General features: G+C 50.3%; 16 protein-coding genes and 1 riboswitch. Of the genes, 6 read left to right on the forward strand and 10 right to left on the reverse strand.

Annotated elements, in window-relative coordinates; all coding sequences use genetic code 11:
• Window positions 1-55 precede the first annotated feature (55 nt).
• Window positions 56-478: a hypothetical protein gene (locus tag AB5903_RS16615; RefSeq protein WP_368118048.1), complete on the reverse strand. Its 423-nt coding sequence runs from the start codon at window positions 476-478 to the stop codon at window positions 56-58.
• Between the two features lie 81 nt (window positions 479-559).
• Here AB5903_RS16615 and AB5903_RS16620 point away from each other — a divergent pair, with 81 nt between their 5' ends.
• Genes AB5903_RS16620 through AB5903_RS16635 form a run of 4 tightly spaced genes read left to right on the forward strand, consistent with a single transcriptional unit; the run spans window position 560 to window position 6,723 of the window.
• Complete coding sequence (locus AB5903_RS16620) at window positions 560-1,450, forward strand: hypothetical protein (protein ID WP_004293592.1); 891 nt, start codon at window positions 560-562, stop codon at window positions 1,448-1,450.
• Window positions 1,447-3,135, forward strand: coding sequence for a hypothetical protein (locus AB5903_RS16625; RefSeq protein ID WP_004293591.1), 1,689 nt, complete (start codon window positions 1,447-1,449; stop codon window positions 3,133-3,135). Before AB5903_RS16620 ends, AB5903_RS16625 begins: the two co-directional genes overlap by 4 nt.
• Before the next feature lie 3 nt (window positions 3,136-3,138).
• Complete coding sequence (locus tag AB5903_RS16630; protein ID WP_004293590.1) at window positions 3,139-5,406, forward strand: hypothetical protein; 2,268 nt, start codon at window positions 3,139-3,141, stop codon at window positions 5,404-5,406.
• A gap of 6 nt (window positions 5,407-5,412) precedes the next feature.
• Complete coding sequence (locus tag AB5903_RS16635) at window positions 5,413-6,723, forward strand: hypothetical protein (protein WP_004293589.1); 1,311 nt, start codon at window positions 5,413-5,415, stop codon at window positions 6,721-6,723.
• Between the two features lie 85 nt (window positions 6,724-6,808).
• Here AB5903_RS16635 and AB5903_RS16640 read toward each other — a convergent pair whose 3' ends face one another.
• The 4 genes from AB5903_RS16640 to AB5903_RS16655 are packed head-to-tail and all read right to left on the reverse strand — an operon-like array spanning window position 6,809 to window position 11,667.
• The gene (locus tag AB5903_RS16640) at window positions 6,809-7,573 is read right to left on the reverse strand and encodes an ABC transporter ATP-binding protein (protein WP_004293588.1); all 765 of its coding nucleotides are present in this window, start codon (window positions 7,571-7,573) and stop codon (window positions 6,809-6,811) included.
• Window positions 7,570-8,550 carry an iron ABC transporter permease gene (locus AB5903_RS16645; RefSeq protein ID WP_004293587.1) on the reverse strand — a complete coding sequence of 327 codons (981 nt, stop codon included), beginning with the start codon at window positions 8,548-8,550 and terminating at the stop codon, window positions 7,570-7,572. Before AB5903_RS16645 ends, AB5903_RS16640 begins: the two co-directional genes overlap by 4 nt.
• On the reverse strand, window positions 8,551-9,690 hold the full coding sequence (locus AB5903_RS16650; protein WP_004293586.1) for an ABC transporter substrate-binding protein: 1,140 nt from the start codon (window positions 9,688-9,690) through the stop codon (window positions 8,551-8,553).
• 24 nt (window positions 9,691-9,714) lie between these two features.
• Window positions 9,715-11,667 (reverse strand): TonB-dependent receptor, encoded by a 1,953-nt coding sequence (locus AB5903_RS16655; protein ID WP_224200278.1) that lies wholly within the window; start codon window positions 11,665-11,667, stop codon window positions 9,715-9,717.
• Here AB5903_RS16655 and AB5903_RS16660 point away from each other — a divergent pair.
• Window positions 11,570-11,767 (forward strand): hypothetical protein, encoded by a 198-nt coding sequence (locus AB5903_RS16660; protein WP_224200281.1) that lies wholly within the window; start codon window positions 11,570-11,572, stop codon window positions 11,765-11,767. The two genes, AB5903_RS16655 and AB5903_RS16660, sit on opposite strands and share 98 nt — an antisense overlap.
• 1 nt (window position 11,768) lies before the next feature.
• Here AB5903_RS16660 and AB5903_RS16665 read toward each other — a convergent pair whose 3' ends face one another.
• The 5 genes from AB5903_RS16665 to AB5903_RS16685 all read right to left on the reverse strand — a co-directional run bounded on the left by AB5903_RS16665 (window position 11,769) and on the right by AB5903_RS16685 (window position 18,357).
• Complete coding sequence (locus AB5903_RS16665; RefSeq protein WP_004303978.1) at window positions 11,769-12,266, reverse strand: transposase; 498 nt, start codon at window positions 12,264-12,266, stop codon at window positions 11,769-11,771.
• A complete protein-coding gene (locus tag AB5903_RS16670) occupies window positions 12,266-13,336 on the reverse strand; it encodes a glutaminyl-peptide cyclotransferase (protein WP_004293583.1) in 1,071 nt (356 codons plus the stop codon). Before AB5903_RS16670 ends, AB5903_RS16665 begins: the two co-directional genes overlap by 1 nt.
• Window positions 13,337-13,407: 71 nt before the next feature.
• On the reverse strand, window positions 13,408-15,534 hold the full coding sequence (locus AB5903_RS16675; RefSeq protein ID WP_004303979.1) for a hypothetical protein: 2,127 nt from the start codon (window positions 15,532-15,534) through the stop codon (window positions 13,408-13,410).
• 1 nt (window position 15,535) lies between these two features.
• Window positions 15,536-17,344, reverse strand: coding sequence for a PKD-like domain-containing protein (locus AB5903_RS16680; protein ID WP_004293581.1), 1,809 nt, complete (start codon window positions 17,342-17,344; stop codon window positions 15,536-15,538).
• Between the two features lie 53 nt (window positions 17,345-17,397).
• The gene (locus AB5903_RS16685; protein WP_004293580.1) at window positions 17,398-18,357 is read right to left on the reverse strand and encodes a DUF4465 domain-containing protein; all 960 of its coding nucleotides are present in this window, start codon (window positions 18,355-18,357) and stop codon (window positions 17,398-17,400) included.
• Between the two features lie 156 nt (window positions 18,358-18,513).
• Window positions 18,514-18,702: riboswitch (cobalamin riboswitch) on the reverse strand.
• Between the two features lie 224 nt (window positions 18,703-18,926).
• Between AB5903_RS16685 and AB5903_RS16690 the strand changes: the two genes are divergently transcribed.
• The gene (locus AB5903_RS16690; protein ID WP_118132253.1) at window positions 18,927-19,799 is read left to right on the forward strand and encodes a transposase; all 873 of its coding nucleotides are present in this window, start codon (window positions 18,927-18,929) and stop codon (window positions 19,797-19,799) included.
• Window positions 19,800-19,804 lie beyond the last annotated feature (5 nt).

The following is a 19,804-nucleotide window of genomic DNA, read 5'->3' on the forward strand; positions in this document are numbered from 1 at the left end:
TATTTTCTGCAAATTTACGCTCTTGGAACCATATAAACAACTGTACTACAATATTTTAATTTATAGAACTCCTCTTATAAAACAATGGTCCATCTACATACAGCGGCGCATAATCATTTTCTTTGTTCGATCCGATAATATTCCAAAGCTGTTCATATATATCTGATCTACTGGTCTCTTTTTCATAAATTGTCCGCTCAAGGGAAATTTTAGGAATAACACACTCTCCCCCATTTATAACATCGGCACCATTCTCCGTAAGAGCTATAAAATCTCTATCTTTTAAGTAGAGATAGCCATTATCAATGAGGGTATTTACCAGGAAATACAATATACCCAGTTGATTACGAGTAAATTGCTTTTCAGCTGCAAATCTAAAATTTCTGAGCATGTTACCTTGCCCGGCTTTAAAGCATCTTGATTTTTGAAAGAAATCAAATATATATGTAATATAGGATTCTAAAATTTCTTGTTTCATAAGTAATATCATTGTCTTTGCAAAAGTACAAAATAATTGGCAACCAATAAACTATGCTCCTCCTATTCTTTCAAAAAACTCATGTCTTCAGACAAATCCAACCAGTTGCTTATCCGTGAGGCTATCCGCAAGATAGCCTTGGGACGGAGTATGGAGCGTATCAATCTGGCTCCCGGAGGCATGTCCGGTATCGGTACGGCCCGCATGATACACGGCTATGTCGCCAAGATACACGACAACCCCTCGGACGAGGAGTTTTCCGACTACGGCGGTACCATTGATGTCGGCGAGTACCCGGACGAGACGGCCTCCGCCGAACCTGTTATCCATAAAGGCGTGTTGCTCTCGGCCGCCACCAACAGCGAAGGCGGCTTCCTGATCGTCCCCGCACTTTTTTCCGACGTGACCATCTTCATGGATGCCGCCACCCGTTATGCCTATGTGGTTAACTTCTCCCATGTGGATATCCTGCGGCTCAATGCCCGCACGGAAACCGTCATCGGCGTGACCGAAATGGAGGAACTGGATCCGGAAAACGACTCTTCCCCGGACTACGACGAACTGGAAACCACCGGTAACGAGACCTCCACCCACTATACGCCGACGGCCGTCACAACAACCGTTAGGAATGACAAGGACAAGGAAGCGACAACCGTTATCGATGCGGAAAGCATCACGCATACGGTGGACAAGTCTGAAGTCAGACAGACAGCAGATAAAGTGGTACAAAAGGTCAATTCCACGACCGTTGCCGTTGCCGACAACAAGGTGACGCTCGGTGACGAGAATGCCACCGAGCCGCTGGTTCTGGGTAATGAGCTTGCCCGGCTGATGCTCGACTTCCTGACGGAATGTTCGAAAATCATGACTCCCACACTGATGGGCACGATGTCGCCGATCAATATGCCGAACTTCATCTCGCTGACATCACGTATCCAGAAATTTCTTTCCAAGACCAGCTATACCAAATGAGCGTACAACTGCATCCCGATATAGAAACCCTCGACAAGGAGAGCCTGTGCTATTCCATCTATGCACAGCTGTACCATAACTTTTTCAATGCCCAGCAGAAAAAGGACGACGAGCATCCTTACGGCATCGAGGAAGGCGACGAGACCAGCCTGAGACTGAAGAATACCGCTTACGGTTTTGCATCCGCCATTGCCGGAGCCGTTACGGGAGAAGGCGGTTCCGGAAGCGGTGGCTTGCTGTTGGATTACCTGAAGAAATCGGGCGGTGACATGACCGGCAAGCTCAGTGCCAATTACGGTTTCGAAGCCGGCATTGGAAACACCCGTATCCTGGAAACCTATTCGCAGGACATTACCGATCCGGAAGGTGTGGTAACTGCCATCGAGTACGGTATCAGGATTACCGGCAACCTGAAAGTCGGGGGCGACAGCCTGCATATCGGCGGCAGGCAGTTGCTCCGTTACGACGCGGACAAGGCCACCGCTACAATCAACGCTTCCCATATAGACTTTCTGGATGCGACGGTACATTCCAAAGGGGCATGGATTATCGGGGACGAGGATACAGGAATATCCATCTCCCCGACACGGCTGGCCGTGGGCGGGCAGGATGTCTATCATCGTGGCAACGCCAATACGGACACGGTGGATTGGACGATGCGGGACGGCATGGTGAGACGGAATCTGACGGTGCGAGGGAGTACGGTCATGGATGGCGGACTGAAAGCCTTGCAAGGCGTGGAACTGGGCGACAAAGGGAAATGTCTGCTTTCGTTTTCGGAAGAGGATGTCGCGCTCGGCGGGTTCCTCTCGTTCCTGGACGGATTCGGCATCCGGATCGGAGATGTTCCCGTACTGCTCTGTACCGACAAGGACAAGATACAGTTCGGGAGTATCGGCGGTGACCTTCTTTTAGGCGGCGACCATACCCCGAAGATACGCCTGTTCTCCGGCATATCGGACGTGGACGGCGAGTGTCTGATGCTTTCCCCTTACGGAAAGGCTTGTTTTCCGGGCTCGCTGACTGTCCGCCACAACTACGGCGCCGACCTGCTCTCCTCATACCGGGTAGACACTTCCGATGAAGGTATCGTTATCCACAAGCGCTTGCGGATGGGCACAGCAGAGGGATTTATGTTCACAGGCGACAGGGAGCGCGTATCGCTTTCTTCCGAGGTAATCTACGAGGAAGAGGACGTAAGGACGGCTATCCCTCACAGCACGGATTTTTCACACCGTCCGTCCGTGAGCTGTTATGCCCCGCAGAACCGTCACAGCGAATCGTTCCATATCCGCACCGATGCCGATTTCGTTACGGTCGCTGTTCCGTTGGAAGCAGCCGGGCATATCGGAATCCATGCGTCGCCCACCCGGATTACTGACAGAATCCTATACTTGACAGAGGCGTTACGCCTGCAAGCGGTGGAGGACGGTATCCGGCATTACGGAAACAGCGTCTTTACCGGGTCGCTCTCTTCGGAGTTCTTTTCCCCGGGCCTTTCCGGAAGCGGATGGGCTGTCCGCCGGAACCGGACGACAGGAGGCGTCTCCGCCACATTCGACGAGGTGGTGGCCCGCCGTAAGTTCCGCGCCTATGAGTTCGAGGTCGAAAAGACTTCGGTAACCAACGGTTCCTTCTGGATCAGCGACAGCTGTTCGGGAGACACCGTGGAAAAACTGTCATAATCCATGTCCGTATTCCGTTATCCGACATACAAGATCCGTATTGCCCCCGACTCGCAGAAGACACAGGGACTGCAAGCCGGGGATATCATCCGCAGGCAATATGCCGAACGGGAGCGTACCGTCTATTCGCTGATGTGCGTGACAGAAACCGGAACGGAGCTTGTCGGAGACAAGGACGCCCCTTATTTCATCGGGGCATTGCTGGACGGGGACGAACCGCAGGGCGGTGAACTGCTGGACTTCGTGCGGATTACCAACCTGTTCGATACGGCACGTAGCGGCGCCTTGTACCTGACGGCTTCTGACAGCGATTCACCCTATATGGATGTCATCGACGGCATGGCGACCGAACGCTCCCTGTGCTATCCCGTCATGGACGGAGGCATGGCGGGAGTGCCGGACAAGTCCAGGTACGCCGTTTATGGCAGCATGCTGCAAACGGAATATCTGGATGCCGATTCGGAAGCGACACGCATTGTCCGCATTATCCGCAACGCGGAACCGGCAGGAAACGCTTCCTTCGGGCTGATGCTGACATTGGAAGAACCGGTCGGATACCCGGAGCGCCTGCTGGTATCGTTCAAGGTCAGGTCTTCCAAAACATCAGGTTCCGTACCGATCCGATTCGGCTATACGAACCGTGAAAAGACGGATGCGGAAGATGAAATCTCCATCGGCCGGGAATGGAAGTACAAGTTATGGGTCATCACCGTGGATTACCCGGCACAGTACAGCCGGAGCCTGTTTCTTGACCTGACATCAAGCCTGGCCTCCGAGGGGGACTGGTGCGAGGTCGCCGACCTGAACATTGTTCGTCTTGCCTCCGTATCCGCTTTCAGCGAGGCGAGCAAGGCCCGTGTGGGAAAGGTCAGCGGCATCATCGATCCGGTCTTCGGCATGTTGGATGGTTACGGGGCCTATTTCCAGAATCTCTATGCCACACGCAATGTCAATATAGCCGGCACGCTTACCGCGGGAGACGAGAACGGTTTTTCAAGCACGTTTTATGTGGGCAAAATCCACAAGAATGTCATACCCGACAGCCTGTCCTGCCGGTTCAGCCATTCGGAAGAGCTGGATGAAACATCTCCCGCCGGACTCGGGCGGTGTGTACGGATAGCCGGAGACAGTCTTCTTGGTGCGCAAAGTGCCGCCTGGCGGGAGGCTCATACAGGAGTCTGTTATTGTTTCTCAGTCTGGATAAAAGCGGAAGATACGGCAGCCATCCGGTTCTATCAGGATGAACATCTTGTCGGTGATCGGACGGTGGCTGCCGGTAAAGGATGGGTCCGTTATAATGTCCCGTTCCTCATACGCGGGTCAGATTCCCCCGTCATGTGTCTCGGCATTGCCGCTTCCGTCCCCCTGTCGTTGTCCGCCCCTCAATTGGAGGCCGGAAGGAACGTGACCCCCTATCAGGCGACCGATGAAGCCTTGTCCTACACGGACGATTACGGTGCCTGGTTCAATAAGGGAGGTATCGGGGGTACCATACAGAATCCCCTGTTGCGGCTGAACGAAGACGGCTCGATCGTTTCACGGGACGGTTCTTTCGTCATCCATCCGGACGGGACGGGCCATTTCGCCTCGGGACGGTTCAAGTGGGGCAAGGATACCATCGAACTGCGCGATGTGACCATCCGCTGGGAAGACCTCGATGAGGAGGCGCAGGAACTGCTCAAGCCCCGTTCCGTCTCCCTGACAGGCGGCACGGCGTTCCATTTCAAGGACGAGCTTTCAGGCGCATGCGAGCCGGAGAATATCCCGCTTGTGGCGACCGAATACAATTTCGAGCCGGAAAGTCGGCAGTGGGAATACCTTGCCGTTGACGGCATATGGAAAGATGCCGGATGCAATGCCGCCGTATTTGAAATGACACCCCCGTTTCATGGCTGGGAAGGGCGCGACGTGCTGACCCTCCGCTACACGGCAACATACCGTAATGAAAAAATCAGTGCGACCCATACCTTTTTCAAACTTTACGACGGATCTCCCTCCTATACTGTTTATGTGGAGTCTGAAAACGGCACGACATTCCGCAACGGAATCGTCTCGACGGTACTCCGTGCCAGGGTGTACAGGGGCGGTGAAGAGATTACATCGCTCATTCCCGACGGCAATTTCCGCTGGATACGGACGAGCCGCGATACGGAGAGTGACAGGATATGGAACGCCGCACCGCGTTACGGCAGGGAGATAGAGATAACCGGCGGGGACGTGTGGCGCAAGGCCGTTTTCGATTGCGAAGTGGAAATAACAAATAACCGATAATCTATTATGGCAGTAAAAGTAGCCCGCGGGCAGGTCACCATCATCGACCAGAACGACGCGGTATCGTTGCAGGCATTCATCGGCTCCTCGCAGCCCCTGACACAGGTGTACAACAGAGACAACAATGCCTATGCCCCTTCGTGGGCGGCTTCTCCCTATCTGGTACTTACCCCTTCGCTCTTCGTCAGCGGTCAGGCGGCGACCGACCAGATCACCTCGGTAGGCAATGCCGCGACGCTTACGGCAGGCGTGAAGAGCGGCTCGGCCAAGTGGTACAAGAACGGTACGGCGATCGTCTCCGGACAGGACAGCTGCACCATCGGCGCGGCATCGGCCAAGTATGCCCTTACCGTCAAAGCCAACCACATGACCGTTTCCGCTCCGCAAGTGCGTTATACTTTCGAGGCGGTTTACATCGACGCCAACGGGCTGGAGATTCCGTTCCGGGCGGAGATTCAGTTCACGCAGCACCTGAACGCCGGAGCGATGATCGCCGCCGTGGCGTATGCACCCGACGGCATCGTATTCAAGAACGACGAGGTGGCGACGCTCAGGGCGCATTGCGACCTGTGGCGCGGAGCCTCTATCGACACGACGAACGTCACCTACGCGTGGGGCATCAAGGATTCGGCGGTATTCGCGGGCACGACACTGACAGCTGCCGCGGCAGCCGGAGCCACGACCATAACGGTCGCTTCGGTAATGAACATGGAGGCGGGAGGCAGGATAACCATAGGATCGGCACAGTACACCATTTCGGCAGTCAACGCCTCCACGAAGGTCGTGACGCTGACCTCCGCACTGAGTGCCGCAGCCGCATCGGGAGCCGCCGTTTCGTGTCCCTACTACAACTCCATGCTGGGTGCCGGCTGGGCATGCCTTACCTCGACCAATCCTCGGGGCGTGACGGCAGGCTGGACGACAAACGAAATCACGATTACGGCAGATGCCGTTCTCAACTTCGAGACCTTCAAGTGCGCCATCAAGGATACGGACACCTCGGCGGGCAACGCCTCGGCGAACAAGGTCGTCTGCGACATCATCTCCTTCACGGATATGTCCGACCCCATCACGGTTGATCTGGTCAGCCAGAAGGGGTTCACCATCAAGAACAACGGCAATGACGTGGATGCCAAAGCCGTGTTATACAGGGGCGGTGAGGAAATCGACACGGGCGGGACAGCTTATACCTATACATGGAAACTGTGGAACTCTGCCGGGACTTCCGTCGTGAAGACCTACACGGGAAAATCCATCACGGTCTCGAAAGCCGATGTGACGGGGAAAGGCGTGCTGATGTGCGAGGTATCGAAATAAACGACATGTCTTACAACGAATACGAGGGTGCCAAATACTTTTTGGGACACCCTCATTGCGTCTGACGTGTTTCCCGACAGGAAAGTCAGTCTCTTGGCATGGATTTCACGATCCCGCTCACGGGGTCGAATTGTACGGCGGCATTGTTGAACAGCCGCTCGATATGCCCGCTGCGGATCATTTCGGAGGTCGGCAGACAGTGAAGGACGGGCGTATCGATAAGGGCTATTCTGTCACTCAGCGAGAGGGCTATATCCAGTTCGTGAGTGGAGAACAGAATGCATTTGCCCTCAGCATGCGCTAACCGTGCGAGCAGGGAACACAATTCGTAACGGTTGGGCATGTCAAGAAACGAGGTCGGCTCGTCCAACAGGATGACGGGCGTTTCCTGAGCCAGAGCACGGGCTATCATAATGCGCTGGCATTCACCGTCCGACATCTTATCCATCGTGCGGCCGGCATACGCCTCCATTCCGACCGAAGAGAGCGACCGCATGACGATTTCCCTATCTTGAGGCTGCATGCGGCCGATCCAGTTGGTGTAAGGGGCGCGGCCGATAGCCACGACATCCTCGCACCGCAGGTTGGCGATGCGTGTGCGCTCGGTCGTGACAAATGCCAGTTGCCTTGCCTTCTCCGGAGTTCTCATGTTTGCGATACAATGTCCGTCGAGCAGGATTTTACCGCAATAATTATGATTCAGTCCGGCTATGGCACGGAGAAGTGTAGATTTCCCCGTGCCGTTCCTGCCAATAAGGGCAGTCAGCTGTCCTCTTTTGAAAGAGGCATCGACCTTATCGAGAAGCCTCTTCTCTGCGTAGCCTATGGAAAAATCGCACAGTTCTATCATACCGTCATCGATTTATTGCGTAAAACCACCCATACGACTATCGGGATTCCCAGCAGTGCGGTAATGGCATTTACGGGCAAAGTGAACATTTTGGAAACGATATCGCAAAGAAGCAATACCGCCGCCCCCGAGAGAAGGGTTCCCGGCAGGAGCACGCGGTGGTCGGCCTCGCGGAAGAGCATCCGCGCGACGTGAGGCATGGCAAGACCGATGAAGCCGATCGGGCCGCAGAAAGCCGTTACCGTGCCGGCCAGCAGCGTCGTCGAGAGAAACAGCAGACCGCGCGAACGGCGGATATTCAGTCCCATCGTTACGGCATATTCCTCGCCGAAGAGCAGGAGGTTGAGCGGTTTGATCGTCCATACGGCCAGCAGCAACCCGACGATGACCGACGGAAGGAGGATGGCGAGCTGCGGCACCGTCACGTCGCCGAGCGACCCCATCGTCCAGATGACGAACGCCTTTAACGCCTCCTCTTTGCTCAGATATTGCAATATCTGCACGACAGCGCTCACGCCTGACGAGAACATCATACCCAAAATCAATATCACCATAATGTCCTTTATGCGGTGTCCGACGGCAGCGATTACGAGCAGCACGACGGCCGCACCCAGCCAAGCCGCTCCGGCGATGCCTATCGACGAGCCGACGCCTGCCAGCACCACGAGCGCCACGCCGAGGCTTGCACCCGAGCTGATGCCCAGCACGTAGGGGCCGGCCAGCGGATTGCGGAACAATGTCTGCATCTGCAAGCCGCTGACCGATAGCGCCGCCCCGGCCAGCAGAGCCACAACCGCCTTTATCAGCCGTATGTTCAGTACGATTTTCGCCGTAGTCCGCGGGCAGTCGCCGCCCGTCAGGGCCGCCCATACGTCGCCGACGGGAATGCGAACCGCGCCCACAGCCAAATCCAACAGGAAGAGGCCGACCGTAAGCACGGACAACGCGGTGAACAGGATGACGGGGCGTGAACGCATCTATTTCAGTTGTTTGTAGTATACGAAATCTTCTTCGACCAACTCGGGGTGGAATATCTTCACGAGGTCGCGCAGAAGAAGGTCGGGATTCACGACGGCCGATTCGTAGTAGTCGTTGCCTCCGGCGGCATTGGTGCGGGCGTTGTTGTTATAGACATAGCCGTTTCGGACGCAGCGGGTATCGGCGAACTTCGGGCAGGCGGCTTTCAGTTCGTCGAGTGTGTTCGCCATGCCGACGTTCAGCCACATATCGGCCTCCGAAGCGAGCAGGTATGCCTCCTCCAAGTCGATAGGCGTCGAAGAGTTGCCCGTGTTCTTCTTGTAGATGTAGTCGCCTCCGGCGTCGGTAATCAGCCGCACGGCATAGTTTTCCGTCGAGGGCATGAACCACGAATCGCCGTAGGGCGTATTGAGCATGACCGACGGGGCATCGAGAACGGCACCGGACACTTTCTGTTTCAGCGCATTGTATCGGATCGGAATATCCGCGAATACCTTTTCGCCCTTCGCGCGTTTCCCGACGACCTCCGAAAGCGCCACCAGCCATTCGGCTTTGCCCAGCGGAGATTCTTCGAGATAATCGCCGACATACATGAACGGGATGCCGAGCTCCTTGAGTTTGCTCTCCATCGCACTGGCCCCGTTCACGCCGAAAAGCAGCACAAGGTCAGGGTCGAGCGACAACAGAAGTTCATAATTGATATTTCCCTCGTAACCCACGTCGCCGATGCTGTCGCGGCGTGCCTGAATGTCGGGATTGGAGATATAGTCGAGTCCCGAAACGCCGACCACACGTGCCGTCTCGCCGATGGCGTCGAGCATGGCGATATGGGTCGAGGACATCGCCACGATGCGCTGCGCATCCCCTTCGAGGACCTGCCCGTCGAAACCCTCGGGAACGGGTTCCCCGTTACGGGAGATGAACAACCGGGTGGTGACGCTATCCGCGCCCTGCCACGGATTCATGACGGAAACCAGCACGCTCTGTCTGCCGTCTGCTCTTTCAATCTTGAATCCCGAGGCATATTCGGGAGCGTAAAGCTGTTTGTTGAAATCGGCAAGTTGGGAACTCTTGCCACGACAGCCTGCAAATGCCAGCGCAAGCAGCACCATCAGGCTCAAATTCTTTAATACTTTCATATCATTACCTTATTTACGTTTACATTATTTTCTGCTTTTCCCGAATTTCGGGGTGATGCCGATGAAGAACTCGAAGTTGATGCCGGGCATAGGACGCGACAGCACCGAGAGATAGTCCTCGTTGAACAGGTTATTGACGGCAAGTTTCAACTGTACATCCAGCGGTTTGAACGACAGCATTTTCTCCAGTGAGATATTGCTCATGAAATACCGGGGCAGGTGGCCTGTCAGCGTGTAATCGTTGCTCGACATGGTGAAACGTTCCGAGTAGTAAGCCCACTTGTAGAGGAACGCCCACGTCCGCCATGACAGCCGTCCTGTCAGCGAGGCGGAGTGCTCCGGCACGTAAGGCAGTTGTTTTCCCACCGACTGGTCGGCGGGCGACATCTTTTCGCCCTCGTTGATGGAGGGGGTCCACGAATAGGAACCGTTCAGGTCTATCAGCCAGTCCTTTGCCGGCTGCACGGCAAGGTTGGCCTTCACTTCGACACCGTAGGCATGGACTTTCTTCACGTTGCGCGGCGAGAAGAACCCCTTGGTCGTCGGCAGCCAGATGATCCAGTCGTCGATGTAGGAGTCGAACCAGCTTGCGCTGCCGCCCAGTTTATATACCCCCTTTTTGCCGACATCGAAACTCACTCCGGCGTCATAGCTGAAGCCGTGTTCGTTTTTAAGGTCGGGGTTGCCGCCCGGCAGAAAGTAGAGGTCGTTCAAAGTCGGAAAACGATAGTTGCGCGATACGGAGGCTTTCACCATCACGTTCCCTTTGCGCGAAATCAGTCCGTCGATGAAGAATGCCGGGATGAGCGGAGCCCATTTGTCGCCCGACATCTCCTCGCGCAAGACCAGCGACAAGCCCAACGGCTCGACAGGCTGCCATTTGGCCGATACAGAACCGGAGAGCTCGACACGCCCCTTGTCATATCCGACGACGGCTTTGTTGCCATCCTGAAGGATGATGTTCTTGTCTTCGCTGCGCACGAGATGCTGGTACACGGATACGTTCGAGGTGAAGAACCATTTCCTGCCGGGCGAGTATTCCGCTTCCGCCTGTCCGTAGAACGTGTTTATCTTGCTCCGCGAACGGGTCATGGAGGCCCAGTTGTCCGGCGCCACCTCACGACGGTAGTCGTAGGCCATCCACGTATGGATATAACCGCCTTTCACGCCGACTTTCCATTTCTCTTTGATATGGTCCCATGACAGGACACCACGAAACGTCTGCTCCCGCTGGCGGTTCTCGAAGGCGGTCTCATCGCCGTAATCGGTCGTGAGCATCGGCAGTTCCCGGTTGGAGTTGATATACCATGCGTTCAACCCGAAACGGTCGCCTTTCAGGGTGTTGTAATATACCTCCTGCAACAGGTGCAGGTCCTTGAACGAACCCGATCGGTTGCGTTCCTTGGGATGATACTGTCCGATGATGTTCTTCTCCTCGTCGTAGATATTTATCTTCTTGTCGTGGTTGGTGTACTTGTAATCGTTGGGCGACGACGAATAGACCGCGCGGGTCGAGACCTGCCATCGGTCGCTGCCGTAGGTGAAGCGGGCGAACTCGTCGAACGTGCGGAACGACCCGATGCCCTGCACGTATTGGGCATGGAAGCCCTCGCCGACCTGCGGCGTAGTACCGAGTTTGACAAGTCCGCCGAGTCCGCCGCCCGTTTCATTCACCGACGACGTGCCATGAAGCAGCGAGGCCTGATCTATGAAGTAGGACGGTATGGTGGAAAAGTCGGTCATACCCAGCATGGGATTGTTGATGCGCATGCCGTTCCACGTCACCTGCGTGTGGCTGGGCGACGTGCCGCGGAAAGCAACGGTGGAGAGCGTGGCGCGTCCGTAACTCTTGACGAACACGGACGAATTGAACGTCAGAATGTCGGCCATCGATAAGGCAATGTTCTCTTTCAGTGCGAGCGAGTCGAACTTCGTCTTCTGCACGCCGATTTCTTTCATCGGGCGTTTGCCCCACACCGTGACCTCGTCTATCTGGTGGATGCGTCGTGTGATTCCCTGCGCGGACAATACGGACGGACAGACGAGCAGTAGCGAGAAAAGTATGTATTTCGTATAAATCATTTGATTCCGTTTTTAGGGTGGGTATTCGCGGAAAAATGTACCGTGGAGGATGCCGGCACGGACGTTTGATGCGGGTCGAACCCATTCTCTTCAAGCAGTTGTCCGTATTCTTCCTCGAACGAGATCTCCTGATGGATTGTATGCTGCTCCTCGATGTGCCGTCTGAGCCGGTGAAGGTCGCTGAACGACACGCTGAACGAGTCGAATCCGGCAGCCCAACCGGAGAAGTCGGCATATTCCGGGGTTTTCTGGTATACCGTTCCCGTGGCGCCTTTCACCTTGTTCACGATCTTGCTGAAATCCCCGGAATTCGGAATCTCGACAAGTACATGCACGTGGTTGAGAAAGGCATTGGCGGCATGTACGCGGCAACCTTTCCCTGTAAAAATCCGTGTCATCCGCTCGAGCATCAATCCTTTTCCCGTTGTCGGAATCGTCATCTTGCGTCCTTTGGTAACGAAGATGAGATGGTATAGGTGTCGTATCCTGCCCATCACTTCCAACAAAATGCGCCGGGGATTATCCCGACATAGAATTCATCGATCAGTTCACCTTCGGACGAGTAGCGGTAGACAATGCCCTGCTGCTGGTAGTCGATGGCATCGGCCACGTAGACATCGCCACGCACGGGGTCGACGGTCAGGCCGTAATAAATCGTACCGCTGTATTCGAGGAACGGGCGCACGGGAACACGTTCCGCATCCACGTCCATCGACCATATGTCCTTGTTGATCCAGTAGAGCTTGTCGCCCGTACCGTTGAGCTGCACCTCCGAAGGCCAGTCGCCCATCTTGAACTTGAACTGCTTCTCTACGGTGAACGTCTCGGCATCGATGCGGTAGAGAGACGGGGCTTCGTAGCCGTAGGGCGAACCCTCGTACCCACCGTCGGTGATCGTCCACATCTTGTGGTTCTTGTCCATTACCAGCGAGGTGGGCTGGATGCCGACTTTCAGTTCTTCTACCACCTGATCCGTTTCGGTATCGATCTTGATGATGCGGTTTTGGTACGACCAGCAGTTGCAATAGACATATTTGCCATACTGCACCATCTGCTCCGTGGAGCCGCTTTCCATCGTCATGTCCGGCACCTGGATGTAACCGGTGATTTCATATTTCTTGGGGTTGATGATGAAGATGCGGTTGTCCCACAATTGGGTGACATAGGCTTTCTCGTCGCTGAGGAAATGGATATAGCGCGGCGAAGTCAGGTTCGTGATACGGCCCACCTCTTTGAACGTATTGAGGTCGATGGCGAAAATCACGTGGGAATTGTTCACCACGACCCAGCCCTTATTGTCGTGGATGCACATCGATTGCGCCACGTCGCCCAGCTTCATGCCGTTGGCACGGAAGAACACTTCATTCTGCACCTGTTGGGTTTCGGGGTCGTAGTACGACAACGTGGCATTGCCGTACTGGAAGTTGCCCTCGTTGGTGATGAACAACCCGGCTCCGGTAGCGTTGAAATCTTCCACCGCATCTCCGTAGTCCCACTCCATGCAGCCCGCCAGCAACAGCGGCAACCCGCATAGAAGAATGATATGTCGTATCAGATGTTTCATTGGCTTGTTATAAACGGGAAAGAGTACCGGTCTTTCGGCCAGTACCCTGTTCCCTTGTAAAATAATGGGTGTTACTGCTGGGTATAGCGACCGGCTTGCATATCCTCGTAGGTGGGGTTATAACCGCAATTGGTTACAAGCCAGTCTTCTTTCTTGATTTGCTCTTCTTCTACAAAAGATTTGAAGAACGTATAATCAACAAACCGTGTCAACCGGATAAATCGAACTCCTGAGAGTTTTGTTAAAGTTGGCATATTGAAAGTCGTAAGCGATGCTGCATTTGCAGCACAAAGTGTTCCATCAATGGCCTGCAATTTGGGGCATGAAATAGTTTTTACGGCACGAACAGTCATACCAACACCCCCGACATGTTCCAATGACGGAAATGTAAAATCTTTATTTGATGCCATAAAATCTAAAGAACCATATAAAATATTATTAATCACCCCTTCTTTGATATATTGAGGATTGCTTGAACAACCGACTGACTTTAAATTCGTAAAATCATAATCATAGTTAGAAACAGCGTTCAGATTACCGATAATACATAACTGACCTCCGACAATTTCCAATTTCGGGAACGAGATATTGTTTGCCATTGTAGTTTCGATGCTTAAATATCCATCTACACTTACCAAGTTAGGGGCTGAAACGCCTTTTTTTGAACCTCTTATAATTTCCATATTCCCGTAAACTCGTTCAAATTGGAATACAGGATCTGTTGTCATATTGCTAGAATACTTAAAATTCTTAATACTCTTAAAATTCAATTCTGGATCTATTCCAACACTTGAACCGGTAATACCGCTCGGAGCTAGAAACATGCTAACTTGCGACATATCCTCTTTTGTGATAATTTTTGAGAATATAGTCCCGTCTGTAATAGAAATTAAAGGTTCGTTATCCTCAAAAGGTACAAAATTTACTTTGCTCAAATCTAAAATTCGATCAGAACACTCCAATAAACGCAGCAAGGTCAGTCCTCCGAGTTGTTCTAATTTACTCCAATCCGGCAATTTTTTCAAGACTTGGAATTTAGATATTGTCAATGTGCCTTTAACAATCGACAAGTTAGACAGTCCATCTATTTCTTGTAATTTATTATTTCCCGTAGATGTAAAAGCATCGGACGCAATATAACTGGAAACGAGATTAAGGTCGCCGTTTACTACCGATAATTCCGGCAATGAAAGGGTCTCCAACGGAATCGGTATAGAAGCAAAATCCACACTTCCAACTTCTTGTAATTTCGGAAATTCCAAAGAAATCATTTTGCCTAAATTATTAACCCCTAAGCGACCGTTTACTTTTGTCAATTCAGGAATTCTCAAAGATGTGATTTCTCCTCCTGGTTCTCCGTCACTTGTCAGACACTGGAGATCAAAATCCTTTACGACAGTGGTTAATTTAGGGAATTCAAAACTTTGTAGAGATGAAGTCCTGAATATTATATTTCCATCAATCGTTTCAAGGTTGTCGAATTGCACATATGCTACTTGATTGTTGCAGACAACGATGTCGCCAGTAATATGCTGCAAAGATCTCATACTGACCATCTGCAATTTACTGTTGGTCGCAAAGGCAGTTTCAGTTCCTATTTGCAAACCTCCAATTGAAGTGATATTATCAAGTCCCGTAAGATCTTGTCCAACATAACTTTTCCGAATGATGATGTTTCCTTCGACTTCCTTCAATATTTTTAATGCGGCGATATCCGACAATTCTTCTGCATCCTCAGCATCCGACCCGATAATCAAATCACCTTTGATAACCGTTACGTCCGTATCAATGAAAGCCGTAACATCCGCTGTTGTCTTCAATTCCACATCCCCTTCATAGCGAATCTCGTCTTTAATGACTTTATATGTATAATCATTCGCTTCTCCATTGTAAGAGGTTACACGAAACGTTCGTTCCGTATCCCAGTCAGTAATGCTTGCCGGATCGGGAATAATTGTTGCCGAGGATGTGTATTTGAATTCGACTTGAGCATTATTTAACGAAACAGTATATGGAACTGTTATGGTAATTATATTGTCAATTATTTCCGCTGTATAGGATTGACTTGCCACAGTCATCACGACTGATGTGATAAAATTGTCATCGGCATCAGCAGGACTTTCTGGAGTCTGATTATCTTCTGAACATGATAAAAAAAGAAATGGGGCAATGAATAGTAAAAGCCAAAACTGTCTCATATTATTGATTATTAGTTATTGATAAGTCTTCAAATGAAAATACTTCTGTGGATATCTCTCCAAGCCAACCACTTTTCGATAATACTCCACACTGAACTTTGATAAAGTCTATATATTGCAATTTTACTGGAGTCCCGTCATGATATATTGCATTGGCTATTTTGAATCCGTTGCGCTGACCGCTACCATCAATGACATTTCCTCCTACCAGATTATCTGAACCCATATTATCCACATACCCCCACTCATAAGCGTTATTCGCCCAATATCCTGTAACGGGATCTTGATTGTTGCGAGGAGTCAGACGCGTCCCATATAATGTATAGCTATCTTCTTTAATCCAATTGGGATAATAATATTCTTGGCCATGGTATGCATTCATATCGACAGAACCTGAATTACCTTCACTATCTACCCACGGAGTATGTGCTCTGGGTGCAGGTCTATAGTAAGTTACTTCGTAGTCTTGTATTGTACCATCGATGCCGGTTTCAGATCCTTTTAATTCATACCATTCATCGTCTGGCTGGCCATTGCCATTTATATCTTGCATTACCCAAACAATGCCCGGCTCATTTGAGCCACCGCTCGAACTGTTAAAAGCATTTCCTTGTATTGCAAAATCGTATTCTCGGCCACTCGGAGCAATACTATGGTCAAAACCGATGATGATATAACCACCGAAAGATCCCAGTGAAACATGCGCTTTTTTGTTCAATCGTTTCGTTGCATACTCTATGGCTTGTTGGGGCGTCGTTTCATTTCCTATAAATCCGGTATTTTGGGATAACTCATTAATAAACTGTCCGGGAGCAGGAATGAATTCATAAACCTTATCCCAAATACCTGAACTTGTCGCTGTCGCTTGCCGATAGCGTTCTTGTTCCGTTTTTTCTTCACAAATAACCTTAACTGTCGTTGTAATTGAAGTATTACTACGTGTTATGTTACGTGAAAGTGGCTGTGTGTTGGGCATTTTTTCTGTAACAGTAACAGCAACGAAATATTCTCCAGGAGTCGTCGGCGTGAATTTAAAAACCCTGTCGGTAGCGGCTTCCATAATTTTTCCATTGACCTGCCATTGATACTGTGGATAATCGAAATATTCCAGCAAAGGCCGCAAATATACAGGACGCCCTGCAAAAGTATAACGATCCGTAGAAGTTTGTGTATAGGATGGTGTCGGAAACCGTACGGAATAAGGCATTGTTTCCACAACTTCTACGTCGAAATCACGGATTGTTTCTCCGTCTATATTGGATGCCCGGATTGTTATCGAATATGTACCGAGTTCTTTTTCGTGAAACGTATATGCTTTTTCTGTTCCGACGATTTCTCCATCGCGTACCCATTCAATTCTAAAATTTTCAAGATCGTCATGTTGAATATCTGGAGATAAAATATAATCCGTGTTTTGAGGCACTTTTAATCCTTTAGAGGGGATTATGATTGAAATTGTAGGTGGAGTTAACTCCAATACTTCTACTTTTAACTCTTCTTCCGCATAACCCTCTGGTGTATCAACTCGCAATTTGATATATAGATGTTGTTCCTGATTCCATGTATACTTCAATATTGATTCAGATGAAAGAAGTTTTCCATCTACTGTCCATGCATAAAGTGCATTATTCGCATATTTATATGTCGGGGCAATTGTCAGTTCACGCCCAACTTTGATAGTGTAAATGCCAGTCTCACTATCGAGTTCAATTATAGGAGCTTGTTTTATTTCTTCAGTAATTACATCGTTCTTATTACAGCTTGTAATAAAAAACAAAAGTACAAGAATACTAAATATGAAAGCCTTCATAATAAAAAAGGCATAGAACTGAAATCAGTTCTATGCCAAACTATATTAAATTGTTATTCTATTGTAACGTCGTCTATACAAAGATACGCCGGAGTATTGAGTCCATATATAGGATCGACATCAGATCCTTCAAAATTGAATTTTACACTTTGCACATCCGCTACATTAATATCCCAATATGTCCATGTAGTTACGGGGGACACTGTTGGTTTATCATATCGGTAGTCGGCCAACAATTTCGATACAGTGGTGATCAAATTTCCATCTACGTCATAACATTCGATGTTGACTTGGAAATATCCTATATTGTTGCCGTCAGAATCTTTCAGATTACTCAACGGTGTTGCAACACCCGATGTTCCGAACTGATTACCATTTATAATCACACCATAGGTATATGCTGTGTTACAATACCATAAACCCTTGAATTTGCGAGGGGAGTCAAAATAGAATTCAGGTTTGGCCATCCACTCCGTATTTCCGAAATCAGAGTAGCCGTATACAACAGCAAAATTGGAACCGCTGTGACCTGCCCCTGTATTGGCCCCATCTGTGGATGCTGTATTATAGACACTACATTGATTCTCCCAAGTATACCACCAATTAGTTCCAGAAGTCTTGCCGGCAGCAGAATCAGAACGATAATTGTATTTCGACAACGCAATGGCACCACTGGAAAATTCAGTATACGCTCCATAAGAATTGGTTACAGTATTCATGTCGGAGACAAACACAAAATCGGGATCGTATATTTCCCTGATTTGGTTCTCTGCAGTATATCCATAAAGCGTGTAGTAGTTCTCTGCTTTAGGCGAAACCGCCATGAATGTTTCATCGAAGTCATCGAATGTAATGGTTGTAGTGCCATCATCATTAAAGTTGGCTCGGGTTTCGGGAGTTACTGAATCAGTTTGAGGATTCATCAAAAAGTCATCGTCTGAATTACAGCCGGTGAACAGGGCGGTTGCCGTCAACAGGAAAGCTCCCGCCAGAAAGCGTAAATTTCTTTTCATAGCTTACTTGTTTTTTAATAAAACATATTTTTAACAAACACAAAAAATCCCGTTCGCGCAGGTTTACACGAACGGGATTATGTTTGTCTTCAAATATGAGAATGACTCCTACGGCATTCCGTATCTGATCGCAACCCGATTTTCTCCCGCGGGTGTAAATCCTTTTCCGGTCATGGCAGGTCTTCTGACTCGTCCCAGTCGTCGCGCCTTCCCAGCATTACACCAGTGGCAGGTTGCGGCAACCTTGAGGGGACTTACAGCAACGGGTACTGTCCCGGATTCTCACCGGATTCCCTTTTCATCCGTGGCGGCGAACCGCCCGGAACCATTTCCAATTACAAAAATACAAATATTTTTTATAATAATTCCAATCAGCAGTTGAACTGCTGTGATTTATAAGTTTAACCGAGGTCATTTAAGCCTCGGAATTAGTTGTAAATATTTGAAAATTAAGGGATGGAAATACTTGTAAAATCCTTGGAAATCAGTAACTTAAAGTAAAAAAATACCCCTATTTTTTGCTTGTTATGATTCCCAAGGACAAAGAGTATAGACTAATAAAAATCTATATGTATATCTGCGATATGTACGAACAAAGCCTCAAATACCATTGCCAAAGATACAGCAATAATTCGAAACCGTTGTTCTCCGACGAGGAAATCCTCACGATTTATTTCTTTGTCGGTCATGAGCAGAAGTACACCCTCATCAAGGATATTCACAACTTCGCTAAAGAGTACTTGCGCGACTGGTTCCCGAACCTGGTGTCCTATCAGACATTCAATTACCGTCTCAACAGGATGGCCGGTGCTGTTAGGGAACTGTCCTCGCAGTTATTAAGGATGTTCAGGCCTTCTGACTGTCAGGATGATACCGTGATTGTTGACTCGATGCCGATAATCACATGCTGCGGAAGAAACCGTACAGGCAAGGTCGCCAGAGATATCGCTGACAAAGGATACTGTTCCACCAAGAACCTGTACTATCATGGACTAAAGCTTCACATGGTAGGATATCGCAGGAAAGGGCATCTTCCTCATCCGTGCCAGATAGCGCTCTCTCCTGCCTCCGAGAATGACCTGAAGGTCTTCCAGAGCGAATGCATGCCGGATCTTTTCAACAAGAAGATCTTCGCTGACAAGATATACCGAAGCAATGACTACTGGGAGCAGGAAAGACGCGATAAGGCCAATGAGTTCTACGCTCCCGTCAAGTCAATCAAAGGGGCTCCTGAAGAAGAGAAGCAGAGAAGCAAGGCCGCTGATGACATTTATTCTCAAGCCGTTTCATCTGTCAGGGAACCCATTGAAGCGCTATTCAGTTGGCTGAACGAAAAAACAAATATTCAAAGAGCTTCAAAGTGCCGCTCTACTTGCGGACTGCTAATTCATACGATGGGAAAGGTAGCCATCGCATTTTTATACCTTATTTTCAACTACTGATTCAA

It is taken from the genome of Bacteroides sp. 2201st1_D9_2201SCRN_220225, assembly GCF_040928965.1.
In the GTDB taxonomy this organism is placed as follows: domain Bacteria; phylum Bacteroidota; class Bacteroidia; order Bacteroidales; family Bacteroidaceae; genus Bacteroides; species Bacteroides stercoris.

What these genes read in the sequence shown, in the direction of transcription:
- AB5903_RS16615 (WP_368118048.1), bottom strand. Translation starts at nt 478, where the DNA reads ATGAAACAAGAAATTTTAGAATCCTATATTACATATATATTTGATTTC.
- AB5903_RS16620 (WP_004293592.1), top strand. Translation starts at nt 560, where the DNA reads ATGTCTTCAGACAAATCCAACCAGTTGCTTATCCGTGAGGCTATCCGC.
- AB5903_RS16625 (WP_004293591.1), top strand. Translation starts at nt 1,447, where the DNA reads ATGAGCGTACAACTGCATCCCGATATAGAAACCCTCGACAAGGAGAGC.
- AB5903_RS16630 (WP_004293590.1), top strand. Translation starts at nt 3,139, where the DNA reads ATGTCCGTATTCCGTTATCCGACATACAAGATCCGTATTGCCCCCGAC.
- AB5903_RS16635 (WP_004293589.1), top strand. Translation starts at nt 5,413, where the DNA reads ATGGCAGTAAAAGTAGCCCGCGGGCAGGTCACCATCATCGACCAGAAC.
- AB5903_RS16640 (WP_004293588.1), bottom strand. Translation starts at nt 7,573, where the DNA reads ATGATAGAACTGTGCGATTTTTCCATAGGCTACGCAGAGAAGAGGCTT.
- AB5903_RS16645 (WP_004293587.1), bottom strand. Translation starts at nt 8,550, where the DNA reads ATGCGTTCACGCCCCGTCATCCTGTTCACCGCGTTGTCCGTGCTTACG.
- AB5903_RS16650 (WP_004293586.1), bottom strand. Translation starts at nt 9,690, where the DNA reads ATGAAAGTATTAAAGAATTTGAGCCTGATGGTGCTGCTTGCGCTGGCA.
- AB5903_RS16660 (WP_224200281.1), top strand. Translation starts at nt 11,570, where the DNA reads ATGTCGGCCATCGATAAGGCAATGTTCTCTTTCAGTGCGAGCGAGTCG.
- AB5903_RS16665 (WP_004303978.1), bottom strand. Translation starts at nt 12,266, where the DNA reads ATGGGCAGGATACGACACCTATACCATCTCATCTTCGTTACCAAAGGA.
- AB5903_RS16670 (WP_004293583.1), bottom strand. Translation starts at nt 13,336, where the DNA reads ATGAAACATCTGATACGACATATCATTCTTCTATGCGGGTTGCCGCTG.
- AB5903_RS16675 (WP_004303979.1), bottom strand. Translation starts at nt 15,534, where the DNA reads ATGAGACAGTTTTGGCTTTTACTATTCATTGCCCCATTTCTTTTTTTA.
- AB5903_RS16680 (WP_004293581.1), bottom strand. Translation starts at nt 17,344, where the DNA reads ATGAAGGCTTTCATATTTAGTATTCTTGTACTTTTGTTTTTTATTACA.
- AB5903_RS16685 (WP_004293580.1), bottom strand. Translation starts at nt 18,357, where the DNA reads ATGAAAAGAAATTTACGCTTTCTGGCGGGAGCTTTCCTGTTGACGGCA.
- AB5903_RS16690 (WP_118132253.1), top strand. Translation starts at nt 18,927, where the DNA reads ATGTATATCTGCGATATGTACGAACAAAGCCTCAAATACCATTGCCAA.